Origin of the sequence: Thiomicrorhabdus sp. ZW0627 (genome assembly GCF_029767005.1) — a bacterium.
GTDB lineage: Bacteria > Pseudomonadota > Gammaproteobacteria > Thiomicrospirales > Thiomicrospiraceae > Thiomicrorhabdus.
The window spans coordinates 838,670-864,769 of record NZ_JARUQR010000001.1; the positions used below are offsets into that span (position 1 = coordinate 838,670).

Annotated in this window: 25 protein-coding genes; 16 read left to right on the forward strand and 9 right to left on the reverse strand. The window is 49.1% G+C overall.

The window, feature by feature from the left end:
- Window positions 1-87: 87 nt before the first annotated feature.
- The 4 genes from htpX to gatC form a co-directional block, all read right to left on the reverse strand.
- Window positions 88-999: a protease HtpX gene (gene htpX, locus QCB45_RS04045; protein ID WP_279419489.1), complete on the reverse strand. Its 912-nt coding sequence runs from the start codon at window positions 997-999 to the stop codon at window positions 88-90.
- Window positions 1,000-1,161: 162 nt separating this feature from the next.
- The gene (gene gatB, locus QCB45_RS04050; protein ID WP_279419492.1) at window positions 1,162-2,595 is read right to left on the reverse strand and encodes an Asp-tRNA(Asn)/Glu-tRNA(Gln) amidotransferase subunit GatB; all 1,434 of its coding nucleotides are present in this window, start codon (window positions 2,593-2,595) and stop codon (window positions 1,162-1,164) included.
- A 19-nt stretch (window positions 2,596-2,614) separates the two neighbouring features.
- A complete protein-coding gene (gatA, locus tag QCB45_RS04055) occupies window positions 2,615-4,069 on the reverse strand; it encodes an Asp-tRNA(Asn)/Glu-tRNA(Gln) amidotransferase subunit GatA (RefSeq protein WP_279419495.1) in 1,455 nt (484 codons plus the stop codon).
- Between the two features lie 13 nt (window positions 4,070-4,082).
- A complete protein-coding gene (gene gatC, locus QCB45_RS04060; protein WP_279419496.1) occupies window positions 4,083-4,370 on the reverse strand; it encodes an Asp-tRNA(Asn)/Glu-tRNA(Gln) amidotransferase subunit GatC in 288 nt (95 codons plus the stop codon).
- A gap of 338 nt (window positions 4,371-4,708) precedes the next feature.
- Between gatC and QCB45_RS04065 the strand changes: the two genes are divergently transcribed.
- The 11 genes from QCB45_RS04065 (at window position 4,709) to QCB45_RS04115 (ending at window position 15,418) form a co-directional block, all read left to right on the forward strand.
- Entirely contained in the window at window positions 4,709-5,755 is a 1,047-nt protein-coding gene (locus tag QCB45_RS04065; RefSeq protein WP_279419498.1) for a rod shape-determining protein, read from the forward strand.
- A gap of 120 nt (window positions 5,756-5,875) precedes the next feature.
- Entirely contained in the window at window positions 5,876-6,679 is an 804-nt protein-coding gene (gene mreC, locus QCB45_RS04070; protein WP_279419501.1) for a rod shape-determining protein MreC, read from the forward strand.
- Window positions 6,672-7,175 (forward strand): rod shape-determining protein MreD, encoded by a 504-nt coding sequence (mreD, locus tag QCB45_RS04075; RefSeq protein ID WP_279419503.1) that lies wholly within the window; start codon window positions 6,672-6,674, stop codon window positions 7,173-7,175. The genes mreC and mreD overlap by 8 nt, the downstream gene beginning before the upstream one ends.
- Window positions 7,176-7,184: 9 nt before the next feature.
- Window positions 7,185-9,005, forward strand: a complete 1,821-nt coding sequence (gene mrdA, locus QCB45_RS04080) for a penicillin-binding protein 2 (RefSeq protein ID WP_279419506.1) — start codon at window positions 7,185-7,187, stop codon at window positions 9,003-9,005.
- Between the two features lie 23 nt (window positions 9,006-9,028).
- A complete protein-coding gene (gene rodA, locus QCB45_RS04085) occupies window positions 9,029-10,156 on the forward strand; it encodes a rod shape-determining protein RodA (protein ID WP_279419507.1) in 1,128 nt (375 codons plus the stop codon).
- A 140-nt stretch (window positions 10,157-10,296) separates the two neighbouring features.
- Window positions 10,297-11,487 (forward strand): D-alanyl-D-alanine carboxypeptidase, encoded by a 1,191-nt coding sequence (locus tag QCB45_RS04090; RefSeq protein ID WP_279419509.1) that lies wholly within the window; start codon window positions 10,297-10,299, stop codon window positions 11,485-11,487.
- Window positions 11,488-11,540: 53 nt separating this feature from the next.
- Window positions 11,541-12,431 (forward strand): D-amino acid aminotransferase, encoded by an 891-nt coding sequence (locus QCB45_RS04095; RefSeq protein ID WP_279419510.1) that lies wholly within the window; start codon window positions 11,541-11,543, stop codon window positions 12,429-12,431.
- 30 nt (window positions 12,432-12,461) lie between these two features.
- Window positions 12,462-12,746, forward strand: coding sequence for a DUF493 domain-containing protein (locus tag QCB45_RS04100; protein WP_279419513.1), 285 nt, complete (start codon window positions 12,462-12,464; stop codon window positions 12,744-12,746).
- 43 nt (window positions 12,747-12,789) lie between these two features.
- Window positions 12,790-13,425, forward strand: a complete 636-nt coding sequence (gene lipB, locus QCB45_RS04105; protein WP_279419516.1) for a lipoyl(octanoyl) transferase LipB — start codon at window positions 12,790-12,792, stop codon at window positions 13,423-13,425.
- A gap of 69 nt (window positions 13,426-13,494) precedes the next feature.
- Window positions 13,495-14,514, forward strand: a complete 1,020-nt coding sequence (lipA, locus tag QCB45_RS04110; protein ID WP_279419518.1) for a lipoyl synthase — start codon at window positions 13,495-13,497, stop codon at window positions 14,512-14,514.
- A 43-nt stretch (window positions 14,515-14,557) separates the two neighbouring features.
- Window positions 14,558-15,418 (forward strand): Hsp33 family molecular chaperone HslO, encoded by an 861-nt coding sequence (locus QCB45_RS04115; RefSeq protein WP_279419519.1) that lies wholly within the window; start codon window positions 14,558-14,560, stop codon window positions 15,416-15,418.
- 89 nt (window positions 15,419-15,507) lie between these two features.
- Here QCB45_RS04115 and yaaA read toward each other — a convergent pair whose 3' ends face one another.
- The gene (yaaA, locus tag QCB45_RS04120) at window positions 15,508-16,284 is read right to left on the reverse strand and encodes a peroxide stress protein YaaA (RefSeq protein ID WP_279419521.1); all 777 of its coding nucleotides are present in this window, start codon (window positions 16,282-16,284) and stop codon (window positions 15,508-15,510) included.
- Window positions 16,285-16,517: 233 nt separating this feature from the next.
- On the opposite strand from yaaA, the gene QCB45_RS04125 reads away from it, so the two are divergent.
- The 5 genes from QCB45_RS04125 to QCB45_RS04145 all read left to right on the forward strand — a co-directional run bounded on the left by QCB45_RS04125 (window position 16,518) and on the right by QCB45_RS04145 (window position 23,099).
- Entirely contained in the window at window positions 16,518-19,127 is a 2,610-nt protein-coding gene (locus tag QCB45_RS04125) for a response regulator (protein ID WP_279419524.1), read from the forward strand.
- Between the two features lie 2 nt (window positions 19,128-19,129).
- Complete coding sequence (locus tag QCB45_RS04130) at window positions 19,130-20,389, forward strand: EAL domain-containing response regulator (RefSeq protein WP_279419527.1); 1,260 nt, start codon at window positions 19,130-19,132, stop codon at window positions 20,387-20,389.
- A gap of 109 nt (window positions 20,390-20,498) precedes the next feature.
- A complete protein-coding gene (locus QCB45_RS04135; protein ID WP_279419530.1) occupies window positions 20,499-21,383 on the forward strand; it encodes a DMT family transporter in 885 nt (294 codons plus the stop codon).
- A gap of 63 nt (window positions 21,384-21,446) precedes the next feature.
- The gene (locus QCB45_RS04140; protein WP_279419533.1) at window positions 21,447-22,094 is read left to right on the forward strand and encodes a rhodanese-like domain-containing protein; all 648 of its coding nucleotides are present in this window, start codon (window positions 21,447-21,449) and stop codon (window positions 22,092-22,094) included.
- A gap of 132 nt (window positions 22,095-22,226) precedes the next feature.
- Window positions 22,227-23,099: a bile acid:sodium symporter family protein gene (locus QCB45_RS04145; protein WP_279419535.1), complete on the forward strand. Its 873-nt coding sequence runs from the start codon at window positions 22,227-22,229 to the stop codon at window positions 23,097-23,099.
- Window positions 23,100-23,165: 66 nt separating this feature from the next.
- Here the strand turns inward: QCB45_RS04145 and QCB45_RS04150 are convergent, their stop codons facing one another.
- From QCB45_RS04150 to QCB45_RS04165, 4 genes are all read right to left on the reverse strand, one after another.
- On the reverse strand, window positions 23,166-23,432 hold the full coding sequence (locus QCB45_RS04150) for a hypothetical protein (protein WP_279419537.1): 267 nt from the start codon (window positions 23,430-23,432) through the stop codon (window positions 23,166-23,168).
- 107 nt (window positions 23,433-23,539) lie between these two features.
- Window positions 23,540-24,277: a pseudouridine synthase gene (locus QCB45_RS04155; RefSeq protein ID WP_279419539.1), complete on the reverse strand. Its 738-nt coding sequence runs from the start codon at window positions 24,275-24,277 to the stop codon at window positions 23,540-23,542.
- Between the two features lie 45 nt (window positions 24,278-24,322).
- Complete coding sequence (murU, locus tag QCB45_RS04160; protein WP_279419542.1) at window positions 24,323-25,018, reverse strand: N-acetylmuramate alpha-1-phosphate uridylyltransferase MurU; 696 nt, start codon at window positions 25,016-25,018, stop codon at window positions 24,323-24,325.
- 33 nt (window positions 25,019-25,051) lie between these two features.
- Window positions 25,052-26,092, reverse strand: coding sequence for a phosphotransferase (locus tag QCB45_RS04165; protein WP_279419544.1), 1,041 nt, complete (start codon window positions 26,090-26,092; stop codon window positions 25,052-25,054).
- Window positions 26,093-26,100 lie beyond the last annotated feature (8 nt).

Here is a 26,100-nt window from a genome sequence, read left to right on the forward strand (position 1 = left end):
CGGTTCAACCGGCATTTACCTTCAAATGCCGGGCATAAAAAAAGCCCCAATTTCGGGGCTTTTTTATACTTAGCGATACGCTTGAAATTAAGCGATCTGCAACTCGGACTGAGGTGTCGCTTTCAATGCTGCGATACGATCAGCAAGAGGAGGATGCGAAGAGAAAGCCGCGCCCATCTTGCTCTTGAAATCAGAGATACCGAACGCTGCCAACTGGTCAGGCAATTCTCCCGGAGTCATCGATTGTAGACGCTCAAGAGCCGCAATCATGTTTTCCTTACCGGCCAAATAGGCACCACCGTTATCCGCATGGAATTCACGCTTACGCGAGAACCACATGGTGATCATACTTGCCAAAATACCGAACAGGATTTCGAAGATGAACGACGCTACGAAATAACCGATACCGTGACCTTCTTCGTTCTTAAGGATAACGCGGTCGACAAAGTGCCCTGCAATACGTGCAAAGAAGATAACGAAGGTGTTTACGATACCCTGCAACAACGCCATGGTCACCATGTCACCGTTTGCAACGTGAGCCACTTCATGTCCTAGTACCGCTTCCACTTCGTTACGGCGCATGTTGCGCAGCAATCCGGTCGAAACCGCAACCAAAGAACTGTTCTTGGTCATACCGGTTGCGAACGCATTCGGTGCCGCACCATCGTAGATTGCAACTTCCGGACACTTGATACCGGCTTTTTGAGCCTGGCGCTGAACCGTTTCAAGCAACCATTGTTCATCGGCATTGCGAGGCGAAGTAATAACTTGTGCACCGGTCGTCTGCTTCGCCATCCACTTAGACATCGCCAAAGAGATAAATGAACCGGCAAAACCGATTACCATTGCAAACGTAAATAGACCAGTGTAATCCAACCCACGGCCGTCAGACTGTAGAGAAGATACATTGACACCCATTGCGCTCAAAACCATCAGCACAATCGAGATGACTGCGATAATCGCAATGTTTGTTAATATGAATAAACCAATACGCTTCATGTTTTTCTCCTTGATGAAGGTGTGTAGCTAACGATCGATTACTAACGATCAAATCGATATATCGTAACTATAAGGTTTTTTTATAACCTTTCAAGTCTTTCATTCACGATTTTTTCATCAAAAAAAAGGCCCGTTCAAACTGAACAGGCCTCTCCATTTTGCTTAATCGCTCAACTTGGCTTTCAGTATCTGGTTAACCTGACCCGGGTTGGCCTGGCCGCCGGAAGCCTTCATGATCTGACCGACGAAATACCCCAACATCTTCTCCTGTCCGCCTTTATAGGCTTCGACTTGAGACGGATTGTTCGCCAGCACTTCATCAACCAGAGCCTCAATCGCACCAGTATCGGTGATCTGCTTCAGGCCTTTGCTTTCGATGATCTCATCCGCAGAACCTTCACCGTTCCACATCGCATCAAATACTTGCTTGGCGATCTTGCCGGAAATGGTGTTGTCGCTGATACGATTCAACATGCCAGCCATCATATCGGCAGTAACCGGCGCATCCTTGACGCTCAAACCGTCTTTATTCAAGGCGCCCGAGAAACCGGTAATCATCCAGTTCGCACACAACTTGATGTCTTTTCCACCAGTCTTCTCGACCACAGACTCGAAGAATTCCGCCATGTCACGAGACCCGGTCAATACACCTGCATCGTAATCGCTCAATCCAAAATCCGCCACGTAACGTGCACGCTTGGCGTCCGGCAATTCCGGCATCGAGGCGCTGATCGCTTCGATGGTTTCCTCGGTGATGACTACCGGCAACAGATCCGGACAAGGGAAATAACGGTAATCGTTTGCTTCTTCCTTGGTTCGCATCGAACGGGTCACGTCATTCTCGGAATCGTACAGACGGGTTTCCTGCACAACCTGCCCACCGCTTTCCAACAATTCAATCTGGCGTTCGATCTCGAATTCGATTGCTTTTTCAATGAAACGGAACGAGTTGATGTTCTTCAACTCTGCACGCGTACCCAATGGCTCGCCCGGGCGACGCACCGAAACGTTCGAATCCACACGGAAAGAACCTTCCTGCATGTTCCCGTCACAAATCCCCAAATACTGCACCAACTCGTGCATCTTACGGGCATAGGCCACCGCCTCTTTCGCCGAAGACAAATCCGGCTCTGAAACGATTTCCAACAACGGAGTTCCTGCACGGTTCAAATCGATCCCTGTCTGTCCAGGCACCGCACCGTGAATCGACTTACCGGCATCTTCTTCCAAGTGTGCACGAGTCACTCCAATGGTCTTCTTGACGCCGTCCACTTCAATCTCAAGCGTTCCCTTACCGACAATCGGATAATTGAACTGCGAGGTTTGATAACCTTTCGGCAAATCAGGATAAAAATAGTTCTTACGGTCAAACACCGATTTACGGCCGATTTCGGCATTCAATGCCAATCCTAGCATGACCGACTTACCAATGACCGCTTCGTTCAGTACCGGCAACATACCCGGCATTCCAACATCAATCGGGCAGGCCTGGGTATTCGGCTCTGCGCCATAGGCGATCGAAGATCCTGAAAATATCTTGGTGTTTGTAGTCAGCTGCGCGTGAATCTCCAAACCAATTACGACTTCCCAACTCATTCTGTAAACTCTCCCTGCCTTATTGATATTGTGCCGGCATACGGGTGTGCCAGTCAGTCACTTGTTGATATTGGTGAGCAATATTCAACAGTTTGGTTTCACTAAAATAAGGACCCACGATGTGTAGCCCTACAGGACGGTCGTTTACAAAACCAGCCGGAACCGAAATTCCTGGCAGGCCTGCCAGGTTTACCGGAATGGTGTACAAATCTGCCAGATACATGCTGGTCGGATCGTCGGTCTTCTCACCGATGTTAAATGCAGGCGTCGGTGCAACCGGCCCCATGATTACGTCACAAGACTCGAACGCCTTGGTGAAATCGTCACGTACCATGCGGCGCAACTTCTGAGCTTTCAAATAGTAAGCGTCGTAATAACCGGCGGAAAGCGCATAGGCTCCAACCATGATACGTCGCTTAACCTCGGCACCGAATCCTTCAGAACGAGATCGCTTATAAAGGTCCTGCAAATCTTTTGGATTTTCACAACGGTAACCGAAACGCACGCCGTCAAAACGAGACAGGTTTGAAGAGGCTTCGGCCGGCGCCAATACATAGTAAGAAGGAACCGCCAAATCTTTGTTCGGCAAGTGGACTTCCACCACTTCGGCACCCAGTTTCTCAACTTCGGCGATGGCGTTGCGGACAACCGCTTCTACGTCCGCATCCAGACCTTCACCGAAATACTCGGCAGGTACACCGACCTTAAGCCCTTTCAATGATTGACCCAAATCGGCCGCATAATCCACCGCTTCACGCTGCAAAGAAGTCGAATCACGCTCATCGAATCCGGCCATGGCATTCAACATCCAGGCAGAATCTTCCGCCGAACGCGTCATTGGTCCGGCCTGATCGAAACTTGATGCATAAGCGACAATACCAAAACGCGAAACCGAACCGTAGGTCGGCTTGATTCCGGTAATCCCGCAGAAAGAAGCTGGCTGTCGGATCGAACCACCGGTATCAGTACCGGTCGCCATCGGCGCCAAACCGGCTGCGATCACCGCCGCTGCTCCACCGGAAGAACCGCCCGGAACCGCTTTATGATCCCACGGGTTCTTGGTCGGCCCGTAATAACTGCTCTCCGACGAAGACCCCATGGCGAATTCATCCATATTGGTCTTACCCAGAATCGGCATGCCTGCTTTCTTCAACTGGGTCACCACGTGCGCATCGTAAGGTGCGATGAAGTTATCAAGCATCTTGGAACTACAAGATGTCTTGACTCCGTCGGTACAGAAAATGTCTTTATGGGCGACCGGAATCCCGGTCAACAGCCCCGCTTCACCGGAAGCCAACATCTTATCGGCCTCTTCCGCCATAGCAATCGCCAATTCAGGAGTCACGGTTACATAAGCATTGAGTTCAGCGTCGTATTTCGAAATACGGTCTAAATAATGTTGTGTCAATTGCACACTGGTAATTTCACCTGCATGCAGCTTTTCACTCATCTGTTTAATGGTTAAATTGTGCATTTTAAAACTTCACTCACTCAATTACTTGTGGGACTAGATACAGTCCGTTCTCAGCCGAAGGTGCGATGGATTGCAGCTTCTCATGCTGATCCACTTCGGTCACCACGTCCGCACGCAAACGCTGCACCTGATCCAATGGATGCGCCATCGGATCGACACCTTCCGTGTCCGCCGCTTCCATTTGCTTGAACAAATCCAAAATATTGGAAAGCTTCGCCGCAACCTGATCCACCTCATTCTCTTCAACCGCGATGGCCGCTAAACGAGAAATATATTCGACTTCCGTTTTTCCTAAAGACACACCTTTCTCCTAATCGGATTCTGACGATTCGTTCCGGCCGCTTGACGCAAAACATTTGCAACCAAAACAAGACCGAAACATCTCAATAAAATTTAACCGAGTAAAATACCACATTTTAAGGTTTCACTAAAGAGAAATAGGCTTTTTTAGGATTCGTCAAAACCGTGCCCAACGGCACAAAACATCAATAAAATCTGGCGCTTATAAACGCAAAAAAACTGTTTCTAAGTGGATAAGTTTTTTTTAGAAAATGTTTCCCATTTTTTTCTACTTAAACAGGATAAGTTGGTATAGAATAACTGGATTAATTTTTGCCTATTTTTCAAGGACTCGACTTCATGTTTCGCAAATTAATGGGACTTTTTTCAAACGACCTTTCTATCGACCTGGGAACTGCCAACACGCTGATCTATGTGCGTGGAAAAGGCATGGTATTAAACGAACCCTCAGTAGTATCCATCCGCAACAACCGTCGCGGATCCAGCAGCCGCTCAATCGTTGCAGTAGGTGAAAACGCAAAACTGATGCTGGGTAAAGAAAACCAAGACATTCAAACCATCCGTCCAATGAAAGACGGCGTCATCGCCGACTTCGAAGTAACCGAAAAAATGTTACAGGCTTTCATCCGTAAGGTTCACGAAGCCAAGTTCTTCCAGCCAAGTCCACGTGTGCTTGTCTGTGTACCTTGCGGTTCAACACAAGTTGAACGCCGTGCCATCCGCGAATCTGCGGCGGGTGCCGGAGCGCGTGAAGTATACCTGATCGAAGAGCCTATGGCGGCTGCGATCGGTGCCGGTATGCCGGTTAGCGAACCAACCGGATCCATGGTTGTCGATATCGGTGGTGGTACAACGGAAGTCGCTACCCTATCCCTGAACGGTATTGTCTGGTCCGACTCGGTTAAAGTCGGTGGTGACCGTTTCGACGACGCCATCATCAAATATGTACGCCGTAACTACGGTATGGTCATCGGTGAAACCACTGCCGAGAAGATTAAAAAGACCATTGGTACCGCTTATCACGAAGTAGAACCGGAAACCATGGAAGTGCACGGTAGCAACATTGCCGAAGCCGTTCCTCGCCGCTTCACTCTGAATAGCAACGAAGTGCTTGAAGCGCTTCAAGAACCGCTTTCAGCAATCGTAAGCGCAGTTCGTACCGCTTTGGAAAACACGCCGCCTGAATTGGGCGCAGACATCGCTGAACACGGAATCGTATTGACCGGTGGTGGTGCCCTGTTACGCAACCTGAGCACACTGCTTTCGGAAGAGACCGGTATTCCGGTCATCATCGCCGACGATCCGTTGACCTGTGTTGCTCGCGGAGGCGGACGCGCTCTAGAACTTATGGACGAAAAAGGCCTGGATCTTTTCTCGTTCGAATAATTTCCGGCTGTAACAACACCGCCCGGATTCCACAACAACGTCGTTTGCGAGATCCGGGCATTCAACGACTTGGGAGATTGAGTCATCAACCTTAACGCATCTTCACCGCAACAAGAAGGAGTGCAATTCGTCATTGCATTTATTCTTGCTATCGCGTTAATGGCCGCCGACCATTACGGCAAGTTGATGGGCAGCTTCCGAAGCGTGCTCCTTACCACCCTGAACCCAATCGAACAGGCCGCTTCCCTTCCAAAACAGTTCTATGTCCTGGTGACCACCGACTTCACCTCAATGGACGAGCTCAAACTCGAAAACCAGAAACTCAAAACCGAAATTTTGTTGCTCAAAGCCAAGATGCAGCAATACACCAACATGGAATTGGAAATTTCACGCTTGGAAGGTCTGCTTGGTACAACCGGTAAAATGGACGGGCAAAGCGTACAGATCGCAACCGTCACGTTTTTCAGCAGCAACCCTCTTTCCCAGTTCATCACTCTAAACAAGGGACAGTTGGACAAGGTCGCTGAAAAACAGGTCGTGATCGACGAACAAGGAATCATGGGACAGATCGTCCAGACCACTTTGACTACGTCACGGGTACTGTTGATTACCGACCCGGACCACCAAATCCCTGTGCGTATCCAGCGTACCGGGCAACGTGGAATCCTCACAGGAACCGGTCACGATTCAGTCACCCTGTCGTTCATTCCCAAAAACAGTTCGGTACAAGTCGGCGACCTGATTGAAAGCTCAGGACTGGGAGATGTTTTCCCGGCAGGTTACCCAGTGGCTAAAGTCAACCAGATCAACGAAGTTGAAGGCGAACCCTATCTGGAAGTCATCGCCACCCCAGTAGCGAATTCCCGACAGGCGCATAAGGTCTTGATATTGACCTCGGAAAAGAAGAAGATTCAAAATGACTGACCGCTTTATCGATCTCGAATTCTCACAGGCGCGCTGGCTGGTTCTGATCACCTATTTCCTCGGGCTGACTCTTGATACGATGATGAGTATGCAGGACGCAAACCTACTCGCACCGTCTTTCACGCTCATGTTTTTAATGTACTGGAGCGCACAGTTCCTAAAAAACACCCATTTCCTATCGGCATTCCTGCTAGGTCTGTTTCTGGACGCCTTATATGGCACAACACTCGGTGCCCATTCGCTGATTTTGATCGTCATCACCTTCATCATGTTGCGTTACCGACTTTTGTTCCGATCGCACTCGGTGCTTCAGCAGGCGTTCGTCATCATTTTCTACCTTATGGCCTACCAGTTCATCTCTTATGTGATGTTCTCGCCCACACTTGATTCGGATCAGAAAATCGAATATTGGCTTATGCCTTTCACCAGTTTAATCGCCTGGCCGATCCTGGCACTCAGCCTACGTTGGGTGACTCAAAGACTGATTACCGCTTAGGGGTTCATCATGCATGAACACTTAGAGTTCAACAGCGATGCGGAAGCTTTTAGCGAGAAACGCCTGTTCCGAAACCGCCTTATCTTTGCAATGTTCTTCGTGCTGGCGTTGTTCTCTGTGCTCATTGGCCGCATGGCTTATCTCCAATGGTTCGACTTCGAACGCTATCATCTGATGGCCGAAGACAACCGAATTTCGGTGGAAACCATCCCCCCTACACGAGGGAAAATCTACGACCGGAATCACATCCTGCTAGCCGATAACCAACCGGTTTTCACCTTGAAGTTCACCCGTGAAAAAATCGAGGATATGGATCTTGTCCAGAAAAAGATAGCTGAACTTCTGCCTGATTTCACGGAAGAACGACGCGATAAGTTCTTCGAAAAGCTTAAAAAGACCAGTCGTTCAAAAACCATTCTTCTACCCTATAGCCTCACCGAAAAGGAAGCGGCGCAATTTGCAGTCCAAAGTTATGACCTTCCGGGCGTCGTACTGACTGCACGTCTAAAACGAACCTACCCATTCGGTGCGACCGGCGTCCATGCAATCGGCTATGTCGGCCGCATCAACATGAAAGAGCTGACCAATCTTAACGAAAGCGACTACCGCGGTACCGACGTCATAGGAAAACTCGGAATTGAACGCTATTATGAGGACAAACTGCACGGCAAACCCGGCATCCAGCAAGTGGAGACAAATGCCCGCGGCCGCGTCCTGCGCAAACTCGAAACCACTCCGTCCATCCCCGGTGAAGACATTCAGCTAACACTGGACATCAAACTGCAACAGTATGCCGAATCCCTGTTCAAAAACCACAAACGAGGTTCGATTGTCGCCATCGACCCCAAAAACGGTGAAGTGCTCGCATACGTCAGCGTTCCGACCTTCGACCCGAACCTGTTTGTCGATGGAATCGACCAGGCCTCCTATAGAGCCCTGTTGAAAAACCCGAACAAGCCTTTTATCAACCGTGGAATCAACGGTAAATACCCTCCCGGCTCAACCATCAAACCGTTCGTTGCATTAGGAGCCATCGAAAGAAACATCATCTCCCCGAACAAAAAGATTTACGATCCCGGCTACTTTGAATACATGGGGCATCGTTACCGCGACTGGAAACGCACCGGACACGGGCTAATGGACATGGAAGATGCCATCACTCAGTCATGCGATACCTATTTTTATGAGTTGAGCCTGGATATGGGCATCGATACCATTCACGACTCCATGGCGCCTTTCGGATTCGGCTCTTTAACCGGCATTGATATTCCCGGAGAGTCTAAAGGAATACTGCCTTCCCAAAAATGGAAACGTGAAACCAAAGACCTTCCTTGGTATCGAGGCGAGACCATCATCAGTTCGATCGGTCAAGGTTACAACCTGGCCACTCCGGTTCAACTCGCGAAAGCGACTGCCATTTTGGCAAATGGTGGAAAGATCATTCAACCGCACCTGCTGAGAAGCGCCGAACTGGAACCACCCAAGCAAATCGAAATCAAAGACATCAAAAACTGGGAACGCGTCATCAAGGCGATGCGCAACGTCATGCATGGAGCGAGAGGAACGGCTCGCAGACACGGTGTCGGACTTCCGTTTAAAATGGCTGGTAAAACCGGAACTGCCCAGGTATTCAGCCTGAACGAAAGCGACTATGAAGCCGAAAACATCGACAAGTCCCTGCACGACCACTCGCTTTTCATCGGTTTCGCCCCATTGAACGACCCTAAAATTGCCGTCGCCGTGATTGTTGAAAACGGTGGAAGCGGTAGCCGTACAGCTGCGCCGATGGGCGTCGATGTGATCAAGAAATACCTTGAACACACTCCATAACTTATACAGACAGATGCCGAACCATGAAAATCACCATTCCACAATCTGATAACGTATACCGCAAGAACAAAGGACTCCTCGACATCCTGCATATCGACGGCTGGCTGTTACTGGGCATTCTGATGTTGCTGGCCGGCAGTACCCTGCTGGTCTACAGCGCATCTGGCGGTGACATTAACGTCACCTACCGTCACCTGATACGCATCGGCTTCGCACTGACCCTACTGTTGGTATTCGCTCAGATTCCACCCAACATACTCTACCTGTTCACCCCATGGCTGTTCATACTCGGCATCCTGATGCTGATTGCCGTCATCCTGTTCGGAGACATCGGTAAAGGAGCACAACGCTGGCTGAATCTGGGGCCGATTCGTTTCCAGCCGTCGGAATTGATGAAACTGGTACTGCCAATGATGGTGGCCTGGCTGTTCGCTCACTCCACCCTTCCCCCCAGTTACAGACGCTTGCTCGTCGGCGCCGGACTGATCGCGCTCACGGCCGGACTGATTGTTGTCCAACCTGATCTGGGAACCTCGCTATTAATCGCCATGAGTGGGCTATTCGTACTATTCTTCGCAGGCCTGCCATGGAAAATTATCTTCGGTGCCATTGCAACCACCCTTGTCAGCTTGCCGATTGTCTGGCACTTCATGCACGCCTACCAAAAACAGCGTGTCCTGACCTTCCTCAACCCGGAATCCGACCCGCTAGGCAGCGGTTACCATATCATCCAGTCCAAAATTGCCATCGGTTCCGGCGGAATTGAAGGCAAAGGCTTTATGGGCAGCACTCAGGCGCACCTCGACTTCTTGCCGGAAAGCACCACCGACTTCATCTTTTCGGTTCTGTCCGAAGAGTTCGGATTGATCGGGGTCATCATTCTACTCAGCATGTACGTGTTCGTTATCGCACGAGGCCTCTACATCGCCTCACAGGCACAAGACAACTTCACGCGTCTGATCGCATCCAGCCTGATGATGACACTTTTCGTCTACGTCTTCGTCAACATAGGCATGGTGAGTGGGCTACTGCCTGTCGTTGGCCTTCCGTTACCATTGATGAGTTACGGCGGTAGTGCATTGGTCACTCTGATGATCAGTTTCGGTATTTTAATGTCGATTCACACTCATAAAAAAATGCTGTCCAATTAAATCTAAACGGCCTAGGTCATTTCGATTTATATAAGAATATGGTAAATTAACCCACTCAAGGAAATAGCCTTATTTGGCGCGCTTAAGAGTCAAACCCTTTTAACATTAAAACGCTTTTAAACAGAGCACAGTGGATGATTATGCAAACACTTAGATCTCGATTCATGCTTCTTTTTTTACTATTAACTCCTCTGTTCGTTCAGGCGGCTCCTCAACCCCTGCCTGCACCGGTGATTCCGCACGTCGTTCCGTCGGCACCGCAAATAGCGGGAACCTCTCATCTGCTGATCGATTTCGACAGCGGTAAGGTGCTAGCGGAAAAAGACGCCAACCAGCGCATTGAGCCGGCCAGTCTGACCAAAATCATGACCGGTTACGTCGTCATCAACGAATTGACGAACGGCAACATGAGCATGGACGAGATGGTCACCATCAGTAAAAAAGCCTGGAAAATGCCTGGTTCAAAAATGTTCATCGAAGTGGGCAAACAGGTATCGGTTCGCGACCTGATCAAAGGGATGGTGATTCAATCGGGTAACGACGCCAGTGTCGCCTTGGCCGAACACATTGCCGGCAGCGAAGAAGTGTTTGCCCAGTTGATGAACAAATATGCCAAAGCATTGGGGATGGAGCACACCCACTTCATGAATGCGACAGGCCTGCCTAATCCGGATCATTACACCACAGCGCATGACCTGGCCATTCTAACCAAAGCGTTGATCTCAAAATTCCCGGAAGAGTACAAATGGTACTCCGAGAAAAAATTCACCTATAACGGAATCACTCAGTACAACCGTAACAAACTGTTGTGGCAGGATCCAACCGTTGACGGCCTGAAAACTGGACATACCGAGACAGCCGGTTACTGCCTTGTCTCATCCGCCAAGCGCGACAATATGCGCTTGATTAGCGTGGTATTGGGCACCAACAGCATGGAAAAACGTGTTCAGGAAAGCCAGAAACTGTTGAACTACGGTTTCCGTTTCTTTGAAACCCATCCACTATACAAAGCCCAGCAGCGTTTGAACGATGTCACGGTCTGGGAAGGCAGCAAGGACATTCTGGGCGTCGGCTTGGCACACGATCTTTATGTCACCATTCCACGTGGTCAGTATAAAGATCTGAAGATCGAAACTACTTTGGAGCCGGAAATCATCGCTCCGATTGAAACCAACCAGCCTCTTGGAGAACTACAGGTTTCATTGAACGGTGAAGTCATCGCTGAACAACCTTTGGTTGCCCTTTCTAATGTGGAAGAAGGTTCGTTCTTCAAAAAGCTGATCGATCAGATCAAACGCACGTTCAGCTCGTTGTTCAGCTTTCTTGATTAATTAAATTAAGGTTAATTTGTGGCGCCAGCCACCTGTTTAGGAAACGTTACTCAATGAGTCAAAATGAATCTCCGGTCATGCAGCAGATTGTCTACCTCAACGGCGAATATCTGCCGATGGCCGAATCGAAGATTTCCACGCAGGATCGTGGTTTTCTTTTCGGGGATGGAGTTTACGAAGTCATCCCGGTTTATCACAAAAAACTGTTTGCTTGGGAAAGCCACCTTCAACGACTCAAAAACAGCTTGCAGGCGATTGGCATTGCCAATCCTTTGACTGACGAAGAGTGGTTCGCGTTACTGACAGGCTTGGTGGAAAAGCATCCTTGGGATGACCAGTTCATTTACCTACAGGTGACCCGCGGTATTCAGATGAAGCGCGATCACATGCCGGAAGAGTGCATCACGCCTACGGTTTACGCTTATACCAATCCGTTGAAGCCACTTGATGCCAAGATTGTTGAAAACGGCATCAAAGCGATTACGCTGGATGACATCCGCTGGTTACGTTGTGACATCAAGGCTCTGACCTTGCTACCCAACGTCATGATGAAACTGGCCGCCAAACAGCAAGGGGCGGACGATGCTATCCTGATCTCGCGCGACGGCACCATCTCGGAAGGTACGGCAAGCAATGTATTCATTGTCAAAGACGGCAATTTGATCACGCCGCCTAACGGCAACAAACTGCTTCCGGGCGTTACACGTACCGTGATTGAAAAAGTGGCAAAGGGACACCATATACCTTTCATCGAGAAAGAGTTAACCCTGACAGACTTACAGGAAGCCGATGAGATCTGGCTGACCAGCTCCACCAAAGAAGCTGTCCCGGTCACACAACTGGATGGTAAGCCGGTAGGAGATGGCAAGCCTGGTGCCATGTGGCGACACCTGCGTCAGCACTACCAGACCTATAAAGCCGAGTTCATCGCAGAATCTGCGTGATGAACTCCATTTTGTGAAGAGTGGAATCACATGACAAAAGATTTACATACCCCGGACAACGAGAGCCTGATTGAGTTTCCGTGCGATTACTGCTTGAAGGCGATGGGGCACAACACCGAAGAGTTCATCGACCTGGTGTTTGAAGTCACCCAGAAATATGCGCCAGGCGTCTCTCGTGAGAACATCCATATCCGAGACTCCAAAGGCAAGAAATTCATTTCGGTGAACATCACCTTTTATGCCACCTGTATCGAACAGATCCACGGCATTTACGGTGATCTGAAAAAACACCCTCTGGTGTTGATGACACTGTAACCCTCTCTTCAATCGGCGGATTTTCCGCCGCTTATCCACAGACATGCAAATCAAACACCTCGGCCTACAGCCCTACGAAACCACCTGGCAAGCCATGCAGGATTTCACTGACAATCGTGATGCCTCCACGCGTGATGCCCTGTGGATTGTTGAACATCCTCCGGTATTCACTCAAGGCCTGAACGGCAAAGCCGAACATCTTCTGAACCTCAGTAAAGAAATTCCTCTGGTTCAAACCGACCGTGGCGGTCAGGTCACCTATCACGGTCCCGGCCAGCTCATCGTCTACGTCCTGGTGGATCTGAAACGCGCCAAACTCGGCGTACGCGCTCTGGTAACCCTGATCGAAGAATCGATCATCGAACTGCTGGCCGGTTTCGGCATAGAATCCAAAGCCCGCGCCGATGCTCCGGGGGTCTATGTCAACAACGACAAGATCGCCTCTTTGGGTTTGAAAATCCGCCAGCAGAAAAGTTATCACGGTTTGGCTCTGAACGTAAATATGGACCTTTCCCCTTTCCTCATGATCAACCCATGCGGCCTGCAAGGTATGCAGATGGCACAACTATGCGACTTCCTTCCGGAACAGGCCTGTCCAAACATTGATGAACTGGGGACACAGCTCACCCATATTCTGCAAACTAAGCTGAACAACCATACTCAAGGCATTCAACCTTAAATTCGGCGTTTCGATCGCGAATCCTTTATAATAAGCGGTCACTCAATAGCTTTGAACGGTTTCCCAGTTATGTCAAACCCTCCACAGTTTCAAGAAATCAGCATCGACTCCATCGGTAACAGAGGAAGTCTGAAGGCCCGCAATGAAGCCATGCCTAAAGGACAGTACAAAACCAAGTCTCTGAAGCATCGCCCGGATCCCAATGCCGAAAAACTTAAAAAACCTCGTTGGATCAAAGCTCAGCTTCCAAAGGCTAAAGACATACACCGTGTCACCGAACTCAAGAACATCATGCGTGAAAAAGGCCTACACTCCGTCTGTGAAGAGGCCTCGTGTCCAAACCTCGGTGAATGTTTTGGTCACGGCACCGCCACTTTCATGATCATGGGCGACATCTGCACTCGTAAATGCCCTTTCTGCGACGTAACACACGGCCGTCCGAAACCATTGAACCAGGACGAACCTCGCCACTTGGCGGAAACTGTCAAAGCCATGCAGCTCAAATACGTGGTCATCACTTCGGTGGATCGTGACGACCTGCGTGACGGTGGCGCACAGCACTTTAACAACTGCGTCACTGCCCTGCGTGAAAACCTGCCTGACCTGAAAATCGAAACTTTGGTTCCCGATTTCAGAGGCCGTTTGAGCGTGGCGCTGGAAACCCTTCAGAAGGCGCCGCCGGATGTGCTCAACCACAATCTTGAGACTGTCCCTCGCCTGTATGAAGAAGCACGCCCGGGTGCCGATTACCAGGCCTCCTTGGATCTGCTGAAACGCTTCAAGGAAATGAACCCGGAAGTAATTACCAAATCGGGGCTCATGGTCGGTCTTGGAGAGAGCATGGACGAACTTCTACAAGTGATGCGCGACCTGCGCGCTCACGATGTTGAGATGTTGACCGTTGGCCAATACCTGCAACCGAGTAACTTCCACCTGGCTGTCAAAAAATACTGGACGCCGGAAGAGTTCAAACAGGTCGAAGAAGCCGGTTACGAGATGGGCTTCACCAACGTTGCCTCCGGACCGATGGTACGTTCATCCTATCACGCGGATCTGCAAGCCAAAGAAACCGTGCAGACAGCCTCCTAACCCAATTAATAATGACTTCGTTTAGATAAAGAGTAAATGAACCATGTCACACAACGCAGTACAACGTTTCCTATTTAAAGAACTCAATATTCGTGGTCAGCACATCCGTCTTGAAGACAGTTGGCAGGCGATGCTGAAAGACCGTCATTATCCGCAGGCGATCGTCAAACTGCTGGGCGAACTGACGGCCATGTCGGTGCTGATGGCCAACGGCATGAAGCATAAAGGTAAAATCACCCTGCAGGTTCAAGGTTCGGGGCCGATTACGCTATTAGTGGTCGAAGTCACTCACGACCTGAAAATCCGTGGTGTCGCCAAAACCAACCGCACCATCGAAAACGAGACCTCTTTGGACGAACTGCTTGGAGACGGCCAGATTCTGGTGACCATGGAAAACATCCAGACCCAGCATCACTTCCAGTCTTACGTTTCGCGTGAAGGCGACAGCATCGCCGAATCATTCGAAACCTTCCTGAGCCAATCTGAACAGTTACCTTCCAAAATCTGGTTGTCGGCGGATGAAAACAACATCGGTGGTGTATTGATTCAAAAAATGCCGGAAACCGATGGACAGGATGAAGATGCTTGGGATCGCGTCGTTCATTTGACCACGACGGTCAAAGACGAAGAATTGACCACGCTTCCTGCAGAGGAGTTGTTGCACCGTCTGTTCCACGAAGAAGTGATTGAACTGTTCGAAGGCCAGGAAGTGGTTTATGAATGTCCGCAAGACCGCGGACGTGTTGAAGACATGTTGAAATCATTAGGCGAAGCCGAAGTTCGCAAAGTATTGGAAGAGCAAGGTGAAATCGTGATCCACAATGAAATCTGTAATTTCCACATGCGTTTCAATCAGGAAGACATTGACGCTCTGTTCGCAAAAGACTCTGACACGCTTCAATAATCCACCGTTCTAAAAACCAAACAGGCCTGGTTCTCATCAAGAAAACCAGGCCTGTTCATTTCAAAACCAATTTTTCTTAATTCGTCAGATCAATCTTCCAGCTTACGGGTAAAGACCCAATCGGTTTCTGATGAAAGATCCGGGGCGAACTGATATCCCTCGACATCGAAATACTTCAAATCTTCAGCGTTCTCAACCTGATGATCCGCTGCATAACGCGCCATCAAGCCACGAGCCTTCTTGGCATAGAAACTGATGATCTTATACTGACCGTTTTTCCAATCCTTAAAGATCGGCGTGATGATACGAGCGTTCAGTTCTTTCTTCTTAACCGCTTTAAAGTATTCATTCGAAGCTAAATTGACCAGGGTTTTACTTCCCTGCTCTGCCAGTTCTGCATTCAGAAGTTCCGTGATGCGGCTGCCCCAGAAGGCATACAGGTCTTTGCCTTTCTTGTTCTCGAACTTAGTTCCCATTTCCAGGCGATACGGCAGCATGTCATCACACGGTTTCAGTAGACCATAGAGGCCGGACAGAATACGCAAATGGGTTTGAATGTAGTCGATCCCTTTCGGACTTAAGGAATAGGCGTCCAAACCTTGATAAACATCGCCCTTAAATAACCAGGCGGCCTGCTTGGCTTGGCCTTCCGGAAACGGCAAGGTCCAAGCTTGGAAACGTTCATAGTTAAGTTCCGACAACTTGTCGCTGATATGCATCAATTGTCCGATTTCTACCGGACCGATATGCTTCAACTCCTCGACCAACTCCGCCGCCTGATCCAGTAATACACCTTGAGTATGTATATCCGTTTGAACCGGAGTGGTTTCATCCAGTGACTTGGCGGGAGAAACAAGCATCAGCATATCGATAATCCTTTCTGATAAAACTCTAAAAATTCAGCCTAACATTATAAAACATTCGTCGAAGCTTCGGCTGAAATCGACGCACAGAAACTGCAACAATTACTAATTCAATGATTATTAATAATTAAAACTTCCACATTAAACATAAGTAAATTATATTAGATAAATATTATTAATTACGTACCATTGAAATTATTAACTTAATAACTGAGCGGTTTTTTCAAGGGACCACCATGAAGCATAGACAACAGATACTGTTCGTACTGCCCGTATTCATTCTTATCATCGGATTGATGCTTGCCATCTTCTATATGGACAAGCAGATGAGAGAGAATGCCAGTAAAAAGCAGCTCAATAATGCGGTGCAACAAGTCAATCGTACGATACTCAACGAAATATCCCAAGTCTATGCCGACATCAACTACCTGAGTCATCAGACCAAAGCCAAAGATGTCCTACTCGGCTCTTCCGATGCGCTTCACAACCACCTCTGTAACGAATATGTTATGTTCTCCGAACAGAACCGAAGGTACGCCCAGATCCGCATCCTAGATCTAACCGGCCATGAAGTGGTACGCGTCGACCGCAAAAACGGTAAAAGCTTCCGCATTCCGGAAGAAAAGTTGCAAGACAAATCCAGTCGCTACTATTTCACAGCCGCAGAAAAACTCAAACCGGGCGACATTTACCAGTCCCCTCTGGACCTGAACGTCGAACAAGGCAAAATCGAAATGCCCTGGCAACCGATGCTGCGTTTCGCAACACCGATTACCGGCTACTCAAATCAACAAGTGATTGGTTATCTTGTTCTAAATTTTGATGCCAATCTGATGCTCGACCGAATCGAAAACCAACTCGACCACTTGGCAGGTGACTTCTCGTTGATCAACAACCAGGGATATTACCTGTTCAGCACACAACCTGTCACCCAATGGGGGTTCATGTTCAATAAACCCGACAGCTCCATTCAACATAGCGATCCGCCATTATGGGCCGCATTGACAGACAATCGAAACAACCAAGAATTCACTCTAGATGACGATTACTACGCTTTCCACAAAATCTGTAGTCTGGGCGATTGCGACAACCACCAAACAGCGAACATACTCATCACCCAAGCAAAAGACCTCCCCTGGTACATTCTTGGTAAACTCAGCAAATCTCATATGATCGGCACTTTCTGGTGGCAAAATCAGTGGCCATATCTCATCGCAGTGCTATTGACCCTTATCGCCCTTTACTCAATTCGAACCGGAAGCCGCCTCAGCTATTTGGTTCAAAACCTATCTAAACGTGAAAACCACCTGCAAGAAGCCAACCAGCAATTCGAAAAACTAATTAACGCCGTTCCTGACGGTCTCTTGGTGGTCAACCAATCCGGCATCATCGAACGAACCAACCCAATGATCGAGACCATTCTGGGCATACCAACCGAGTACCTTGTCGGAAAAGAGATTGAATCTTTGATGCCCGAAAACTTTAGAGAAAAACACCGTGCCTATCGGCAAGAATTCTATCGCTCTCCAAGACGCATCAAAGTCACGCGTAACCGCCCTTTTCATTACCAACACCCAAACGGTTCGGAAGTGCTATTAGAGGTCCTTATCGACCCTTTCATGGCTGACAATGAAATCAAAGCCATCACCCTAGTACGCGACGTGACCGCACCTGCCGTTTTCGAAGAACAGATGCGCCAGACTCAAAAAATGGAAGCCTTAGGTCAACTGACAGGTGGCATCGCTCACGATTTCAACAACCTTCTTGGAATCATGCTGGGTAACCTTGAACTGCTGGAAATGGATGTGGAAGAGGACAGCAAAGCCGGTAAACGTCTCGGCCAAGTCAAGAAAGCCGCCATGTCAGCCGCCGACCTGACCCAGAAACTGCTGACTATCTCCCGCAAGAAATCCCTTGAAGTTGAATCCGTCGACCTCAATCAGCTCCTAAACGAGCTTCAGGACATGCTCAAACGAAGTATCAAAGACCGCGTAGCGATCAAATTGAATATTGAAGACAATTTACCGCTGGTCGCCGTTGATCCCAACGAGCTGACCAACGCGATGATCAACTTGGCGGTCAACTCGCGCGACGCCATGCCGGAAGGCGGCACCATCTACTTGAATGCATCCGAAGTCACTTTATCCGAAGAATACACACGATCCCTGCCCGAGCCTGTACCTTCGGGAGAATACGTGTTGATCGACATCACCGACACCGGCACAGGGATTCCAAAAGAACTCATCGATAAAGTTCTCGAACCTTTCTTCACCACCAAGGAAAAAGGCAAAGGAACCGGGCTAGGCCTGGCGATGATTTACGGTTTTATTAAGCAATCCAAAGGTCATATGCGCATCTACAGCGAGGAAGGTAAAGGCACCAGCATCCACCTCTACTTACCTGTCAACGAAAAGTCGGATAGAGATGAAAAATTCTCCTCAGACCATTTGAATGAGAACGAAATCACATACTATCACGGCATGAAAGCCCTGGTGGTCGACGACGAACCCGATTTAGCGGAAGTCGCCGAAACCTTCTTGGAGAAATTAGGGTTTGAATGCGACGTTTGCCACAGTGCCGATGAAGCCAAGGAACAACTGCAAAAGAAAAATTACGATCTGGTCTTCTCGGACATCGTTATGCCCGGAGACATTGATGGCTTGGAGTTGTTCAAAATAATCCACTCCGACTATCCGAATACCAAAGTCATTTTGACCAGTGGTTTCTCAGAAGAGATGCTCCAGAACCGACATCTGCTTCCGGAAAACCTGGTATTCGTCCGCAAGCCATATCAATCAAGAGGCATTCAGGACGCCCTCAAAAGAGCATTACAAGGAAGTGAATGATCATGGATACTCAAATTTTCATTATGGACGACGAACCCGCTTTCGGAGAATTGATTTCGGATGTCGCAGAGATGCTCAAAATCGGTGCTGCTTACCTGCATCAGCCGGAACTGTTTGAAAGTGAGCTTTCCAAATACCCGGACACACAACTGATTTTCCTGGATCTGCACATGCCGGGACGAGACGGGGTGGAACTGATCCGTTCGCTTGCAGAGCGGAACTACACGGGCGCCATTGTACTGATGAGTGGCTATGACGAAGGCGTTTTAGGCACAGCATACGATCTGGCGGAAGCTCATGAACTGAAATTACTTCCGACCCTGAAAAAACCTTTCAGCATTCAGGACCTTAAAAACCTGATCAACGAATTCAAATCGTCCTTCTTCCATCAGGATGAAAGTCAAAATAAACCTAAAATCCAAGATCAGGAAATGGAGGCTGATGAGATCCGTCAGGCGTTGGAAGAATCTCGCCTGATTCTGCACTATCAGCCACAAATCAACCTGAAAAACTATGAAGTAATCGGTTTTGAATCCCTTGCACGCATAAAAGATCGAAACGGCCAACTGATCTATCCGAATCGTTTCATCGACGCCATGGAGGCCAACGGCCTCAACGAACTGTTTCTTCAACGGCTTCTTGAGCGCCTTGAACAGGATTATCAAACCTATTTCAAAAACCACCCGAACTTCACGATTTCGATCAACGTCTCCGCTTTGGATTTGAACCGCCTCGATTTTCCGGACACACTGGCTTCGCATGCTCGGGTGATGGGAATCGAACCCCAGAACCTGATTATCGAAATAACCGAAAGCAGCGCCATCCAACATCTAAAGACCGGACTCGACATTCTGGCACGCCTAAGATTGAAAGGCTTTAAACTCTCGATTGACGATTTTGGAACCGGAACGGCGGTACTGGAAAACATCAAACGCATGCCTTTCACCGAATTGAAGATCGACCGGGTATTCATTGAGAAACTCAGCACGGACAAACGACTGGAAAGCCTGACAGGAGATACGATTCAAATGGCTCGCCACTTGAACCTGATCGTGGTAGCCGAAGGCATCGAAAACCTCAACACGGTGCATCTTCTGCAAAATATGGGTTGCGATATCGCACAAGGTTACTTCTTCGCTAAGCCGATGTGCCCGGACGGTCTATTCGAGTTTCTGCAAAACCATCGCTGTGATGACAACACGTCGGTCGATATAAAAGGAGTCACTCACTTCTTTATCGATCCAAACACGAAACAGGAATAAACCCGATTAACACTGGCAGAAGCGATTGGTGTTCGGAAGAAATTTTGTTTCTGGGGAAACGCTGTCACGACTATAATCCTGCAGATACACCTGTCATCAGTGGAACCCAATGAAACAAACCAGCCACCCCAATATTCTCACCACCACACTATTCACCGTTTTAGCTCTGATCGCTTTTGCCGCCAATTCAGTATTGAACCGCCTGGCTTTGGACAATGGCGCCATCGATGCGGCCGGATTCACAATGGTTCGACTTTTGTCTGGCGCAATCGTACTGCTGGCAATTATCTCGTTCAAATCTAAATCCATTGAAACCGGACATAAAGGCAGTTGGGCAGCCAGCCTGATGCTGTTTTTATACGCCATCTGTTTTTCCTACGCCTACCTGACCCTGGAAACCGGAACCGGCGCATTGATCCTGTTCGGTTCTGTACAGATCACCATGATATTGCTCACGCTTATCGCTGGAACTCGCTTGCATTTCAGCGAATGGATCGGGATATTCGTCGCCTTTTCCGGCTTTGTATATCTGGTTCTGCCCGGGGTCAGCGCCCCTTCACTCGAAGGCTTCATCTTAATGACGATTTCAGGTGTTGCTTGGGGTGTTTATACATTACTGGGAAGAGGCTCCAAAAACCCTTTAACCGATACCGCCTACAACTTCATCAGAACTATGCCATTGGTCATCCTTCTGGCTGCCTTCACATTAAGTTCCGGACACTTCACTACGGAAGGCATTCTGCTGGCGGCATTATCCGGCGGCCTGGCATCCGGCATCGGTTACGCTATTTGGTATTCCGCACTCGGCGGCCTCGCTGCCACGCAAGCGGCCGTCGTACAATTGCTGGTGCCGGTTTTGGCCGTTGTCGGTGGCGTACTCTTTGTTTCTGAAACCGTCACCTTCAGACTGGTTCTGGCGGGTTCCTTGATACTCGGCGGGATTCTGATGGTCGTATTAGGCAAATATTACTTCAATCGGTTAAACTCAAATTAGGAAACAACACGCAAATTCGTGTCTGCTACGACCCAAAATAGGCAAATGCCAAGGAGTCTAACGATGAAACTTTCCAGCGTGGTTCTTTTAGCTGCCCTTGTTTTAACCAGCACCAGCACTCTGGCCGAAAATCCAAGCGGTGAAGTACAACTGACCGAAGGCGTCAAATCGGTTACCGTCACCCTGCAAGGAAAAACCTACGTCATCCAGAGAAACCAGGATCCAAACATCACCTTGACTGACCTCTACACCAACACCACCGTCGGCCATTTACAGCCCATGCACCTCGCCCCCGGCGTGGAAACCATTGGGGAACTGGACGTGATCGACTACATGCAACGAATGCAGACCGATCCATCCATCATTCTGGTCGATACCCGCCCGACCATCTGGTTCGAACGCCTGCGGATACCGGGGGCCGTGAATGTTCCAATGTCGACCTTCAACAATGAACTTTCAGCTATTGAAGCGTTGGAAAAATACTTCAACGTCAAAACCGACGCCAATGGTAATCTTGATTTCAGTCATGCCAAAACCATCGTCGCCTACTGCAACGGCCATTTCTGCGGGCAAACCCCGGCTGAAATCAAAACCAACGAATTCGCTTTACTCAAACTGGGGTACCCGGCAGATAAAATTAAATACTACCGTGGCGGCATGCAGGCCTGGACGTCCGTCGGGCTGACCGTCGTCGGCAACGAAGCGCTCTGAACGGCTAAATCCGCCTGAAAATTTTTACACCGTCATAAAAAACATCAGCGCTAACGGGGTGGAACTGGGATTGTGTTTTCAATCCCGTCTTATACAATCCCAACCACTTAATTTACAAAATCGGAAAATTTCATGTCACCAGATCTGTTAACCAAAGTCATCCTTCCTGCCGCCCTTTTCCTGATCATGTTCGGCATGGGGCTTTCCCTACGCCTGATGGATTTCAAAAACGTTTTACAATCCCCTAAAGCCGTCGGCATCGGTCTGATCGGACAGATGATACTGCTTCCGATCGCGGCCTTCATCATCGCCATAGCGCTAAACTTGTCACCTGAAATCGCGGTCGGTTTGATGATTATCGCTCTGGCACCGGGTGGCGCGACCTCAAACATGTTCACGTACCTGTCCAAAGGCGATGTTTCGCTCTCTATCAGTCTGACGGCTGTGGTAAGTGTCGTCACCCCTTTCACCATTCCAATCATCGCCGCTTTGAGCATGAATTACTTCATGGGTAACGCAACCGAATTCAACTTACCGGTGATCAAAACCATCGTGCAGCTTCTGGTCATCACCATCATTCCGGTCGCTCTGGGCATGTTTGTCCTGTCTCGCTGGCCGAATGCCGCGGCCAAAATTGAAAACCAACTGAAATGGTTCTCGATTCTGTTCCTGTTGCTGATCATCACGTTAATCGTCCTGAAAAACGCCGACAACATGGCGGGCTTCTTTGCCCAAGCAGGCCTGGCGACTTTGCTACTGAATGCGGTTGTACTGGTTCTTGGTTACCAGATGGCCAAATTGAGCCGATTGTCGCATTCTCAGTCGGTCTCAATCGGTTTCGAGGTAGGCATTCAAAACGGTACCCTGGCATTGGTCGTGGCCGGTACATTGATCGGAAACGAAGCGATGATGATTCCGGCTGTAACCTACTCGCTACTGATGTTTGTCAGCGGAGCGGTTTTCAGCTGGTTTGTCTGGCAGGTCTCAAAAAAACAGGCCGCCTAATTCCTGATACGATTCCTTACATACAAAAAAGGCCTGGAAATCCAGGCCTTTTTTATTTTGAGAGAATCAAATCGTATCCGGCGTCACCTTCACCTCTTCCAAGAAATGACGCAATCGAGTCACTTCATCCTTATCGGAAATCTCGTGACCATGATGAGGCAAGCTCACCACCAATTCATTCTCGCCAATGACTATCTTCGCTCGATTGGCTGCAGAAATCTCAATTTCCGCCCCGAAATGTTCCAGCGCATGTTCCAGTTTCTTCCAATCGATATTGGTCGAAATCGGATGGGCAAACACTTTTTCAATAATCGCTTTATGTTTATGGCTCATGCTGCTTTCCTTTTGTTATTGAATGAATTTTCTTTAATTTCATTTTAGAACAAAACTGGCGGGTTTCCGAAAAACCTCATCCAAACTTATCTTGAATTAAGAGTGAATCAATCTGCGGTGGCCAAACTGCTGGAATCACGCAATTGCCCTATCAGGGTTCCCTTCTCTTCTTCCGTCAGAAAGCGCCATTGCCCTTCCTGCAAGTCACCCAGTTCAAGATGCATAATTCGCTGACGCTGCAAACGGGTTACTCGATACCTCAACGTCTTGCACATTCTTCGAATCTGACGATTCAATCCTTGCGTCAAGATGATTTCAAAACGGTTTTCCCCCAACCGGCTTACCTGGCAAGGACGGGTGACCGTATCCAGTATGGCTACGCCGGACGACATGGTTTGAAGAAACTCTTGCGTTACGGGCTTATCCACCGTCACGGCATAGACTTTTTGATGGGCGTTCTCTGCACGCAGAACACGATTGACGATTTCACCATCGTTGGTCAGTAACATCAAACCTTCGGAGGCCTTATCCAAACGGCCAACCGCGAACACTCGCTGAGGAAAATCGACGGCTTCTACCAGATTATCGGCAACCGAAAGATCGTGCGTACAGGTGATGCCCACGGGCTTGTGATAGAGAAGATAGATCGGATCGGGTTTGCTTTCAATCGGCACACCGCCGACCATGATGTGATCGCCGTCACAAATCTTCATCCCTAAAAAGGCCGTGGCTCCGTTCACGCTCACCTCGCCCTGTTCAATCAGACGGTCGGCTTGCTTGCGTGAACAGACCCCCGCTTCACTCAGGAATTTATTGATTCGGACTAGACGCTCATTGGAGTTCATGACTATTGAGTTAAATTAGGAGAACTGAAACCGGGCAGGCCTGTTTCAAGGACACAATAGCCGCTCGGCCTCATGCAAACGTTCATGCGTACCGATGTCCGACCAGAACCCTTCATAGAGTTCGCCGCTCACCTTTCCGGCTTGCATGGCTTCGCGCAGAATTGGCGCAAGTTTGATGAAATCGACTTCCATATTTTCGAACAGGTTTGGGTGGAGAATGCTTAACCCGGCAAACGTGTGTCCGCCTTCACTTTGAACCCGGCTTTCTTCATTCAGACCGAAATCTCCCTGCGCATTGAATTCCGGACTCGGAACCAGCACCAAGTGCGCCAGTAATTCGGAGGAATCGGAAAATGAACAGGCCTGTTCAATCAATGGCGCGAAATCCATGTCGGTATAGACATCACCGTTCACCACCACAAACGGTTCGTTACCTAACAATGACAAGGCTTTGATGATGCCACCTGCGGTTTCCAATCCGCCTTCAGGTTCTGGTGAATAGTGGATACGGACGCCCCAACGCTCTCCGTTGCCCAAAGTGTTTTCGATCTGATCCCCCAACCAAGCGTGGTTGATGACGATTTCCTCAACCCCCGCTTCGGCCAGCTTTTCGATGTGGTACTCGATCAGCGGCTTACCGCACAATGGCACCAAAGGCTTGGGAATGCTATCGGTCAATGGACGCAAACGATTACCGCGACCGGCCGCCAGAATCATCGCTTTTACAGTGTGTTTGGACATAAATTCTCTTGCTTAGGCTTCGCTCTTCGCTTTTCAGGCGATGGATTTCTGCAACATCGCATGCGGCAACATCTGGGTTTCCACCAGCGCCACCAGTGTCTTCAGCTGCGGATATTGTGCACCGACCTTGACGATGTAATCCAACGTCAAAGGAATGTCGTTCAAATAACCGTCCTTGCCGTCACGGTGATACAGACGCGCAAAGATACCCGATGCTTTCAAGTGACGTTGAATGCCCATCAAATCCATTGATTCACGGAAACCGTTCCATTCATCTTTACTCAGCAGATTCGCTTCGCAAAGCTGCAGAAAATAACTTCTCTGCCATTCCACCACCTGCTCGGCCGGCCAGGCGATATAACAATCACGAAGCAACGAGACCGCATCGTACGTCAAAGGACCGTGTACCGCGTCCTGAAAATCCAGAATACCGGGATTATGCTCTGGCGTCACCATCAGGTTACGACTGTGGTAATCGCGGTGCACATAGGTTTTAGGCTGCTTCAAGGCCGACTTCTGCAACACGTCTTTGACCTCAGCCCAATTCTGCGAATCCAGTTTGCCCAACGGCATTTCCAAATGGGTGGCAAGCAGCCAATCCGAAAACAGGTTCATCTCGGTATCCAGTAATTTCGCATCATAAGGCGGCAACGCTTCAGCGGATTTATGCCCCTGCTTCTGCAACGTCACCAAAGCCGTCAAAGCATCCTGATACAGACTGTCGGCTTCCGACTCGGACGCCGACGTCAATACCGACAGATAAGTCGTCGAGCCTAGGTCGGTCAACAATAGAAATCCTTGTTGCAGATCCTGTGCCAGCACTTCTGGGACTTGCAGTCCCATCCGCACCAATTGGTTTGATACCTCAATGAACGGACGGCAATCTTCATGCTCCGGAGGCGCATCCATAATAATGTAACTGGTCGTCTCGGCATTCGGGCTATCGACCTGGATACGAAAATAACGTCTAAAGCTGGCGTCACTGGATGCCGGAACCGGTTCGGAAACCTCACAACCCTGCAATAAAGGCTGATTTTCCAACCACTTCAACATCCGTTGAAATCTTTCATTCATAGAGGAAA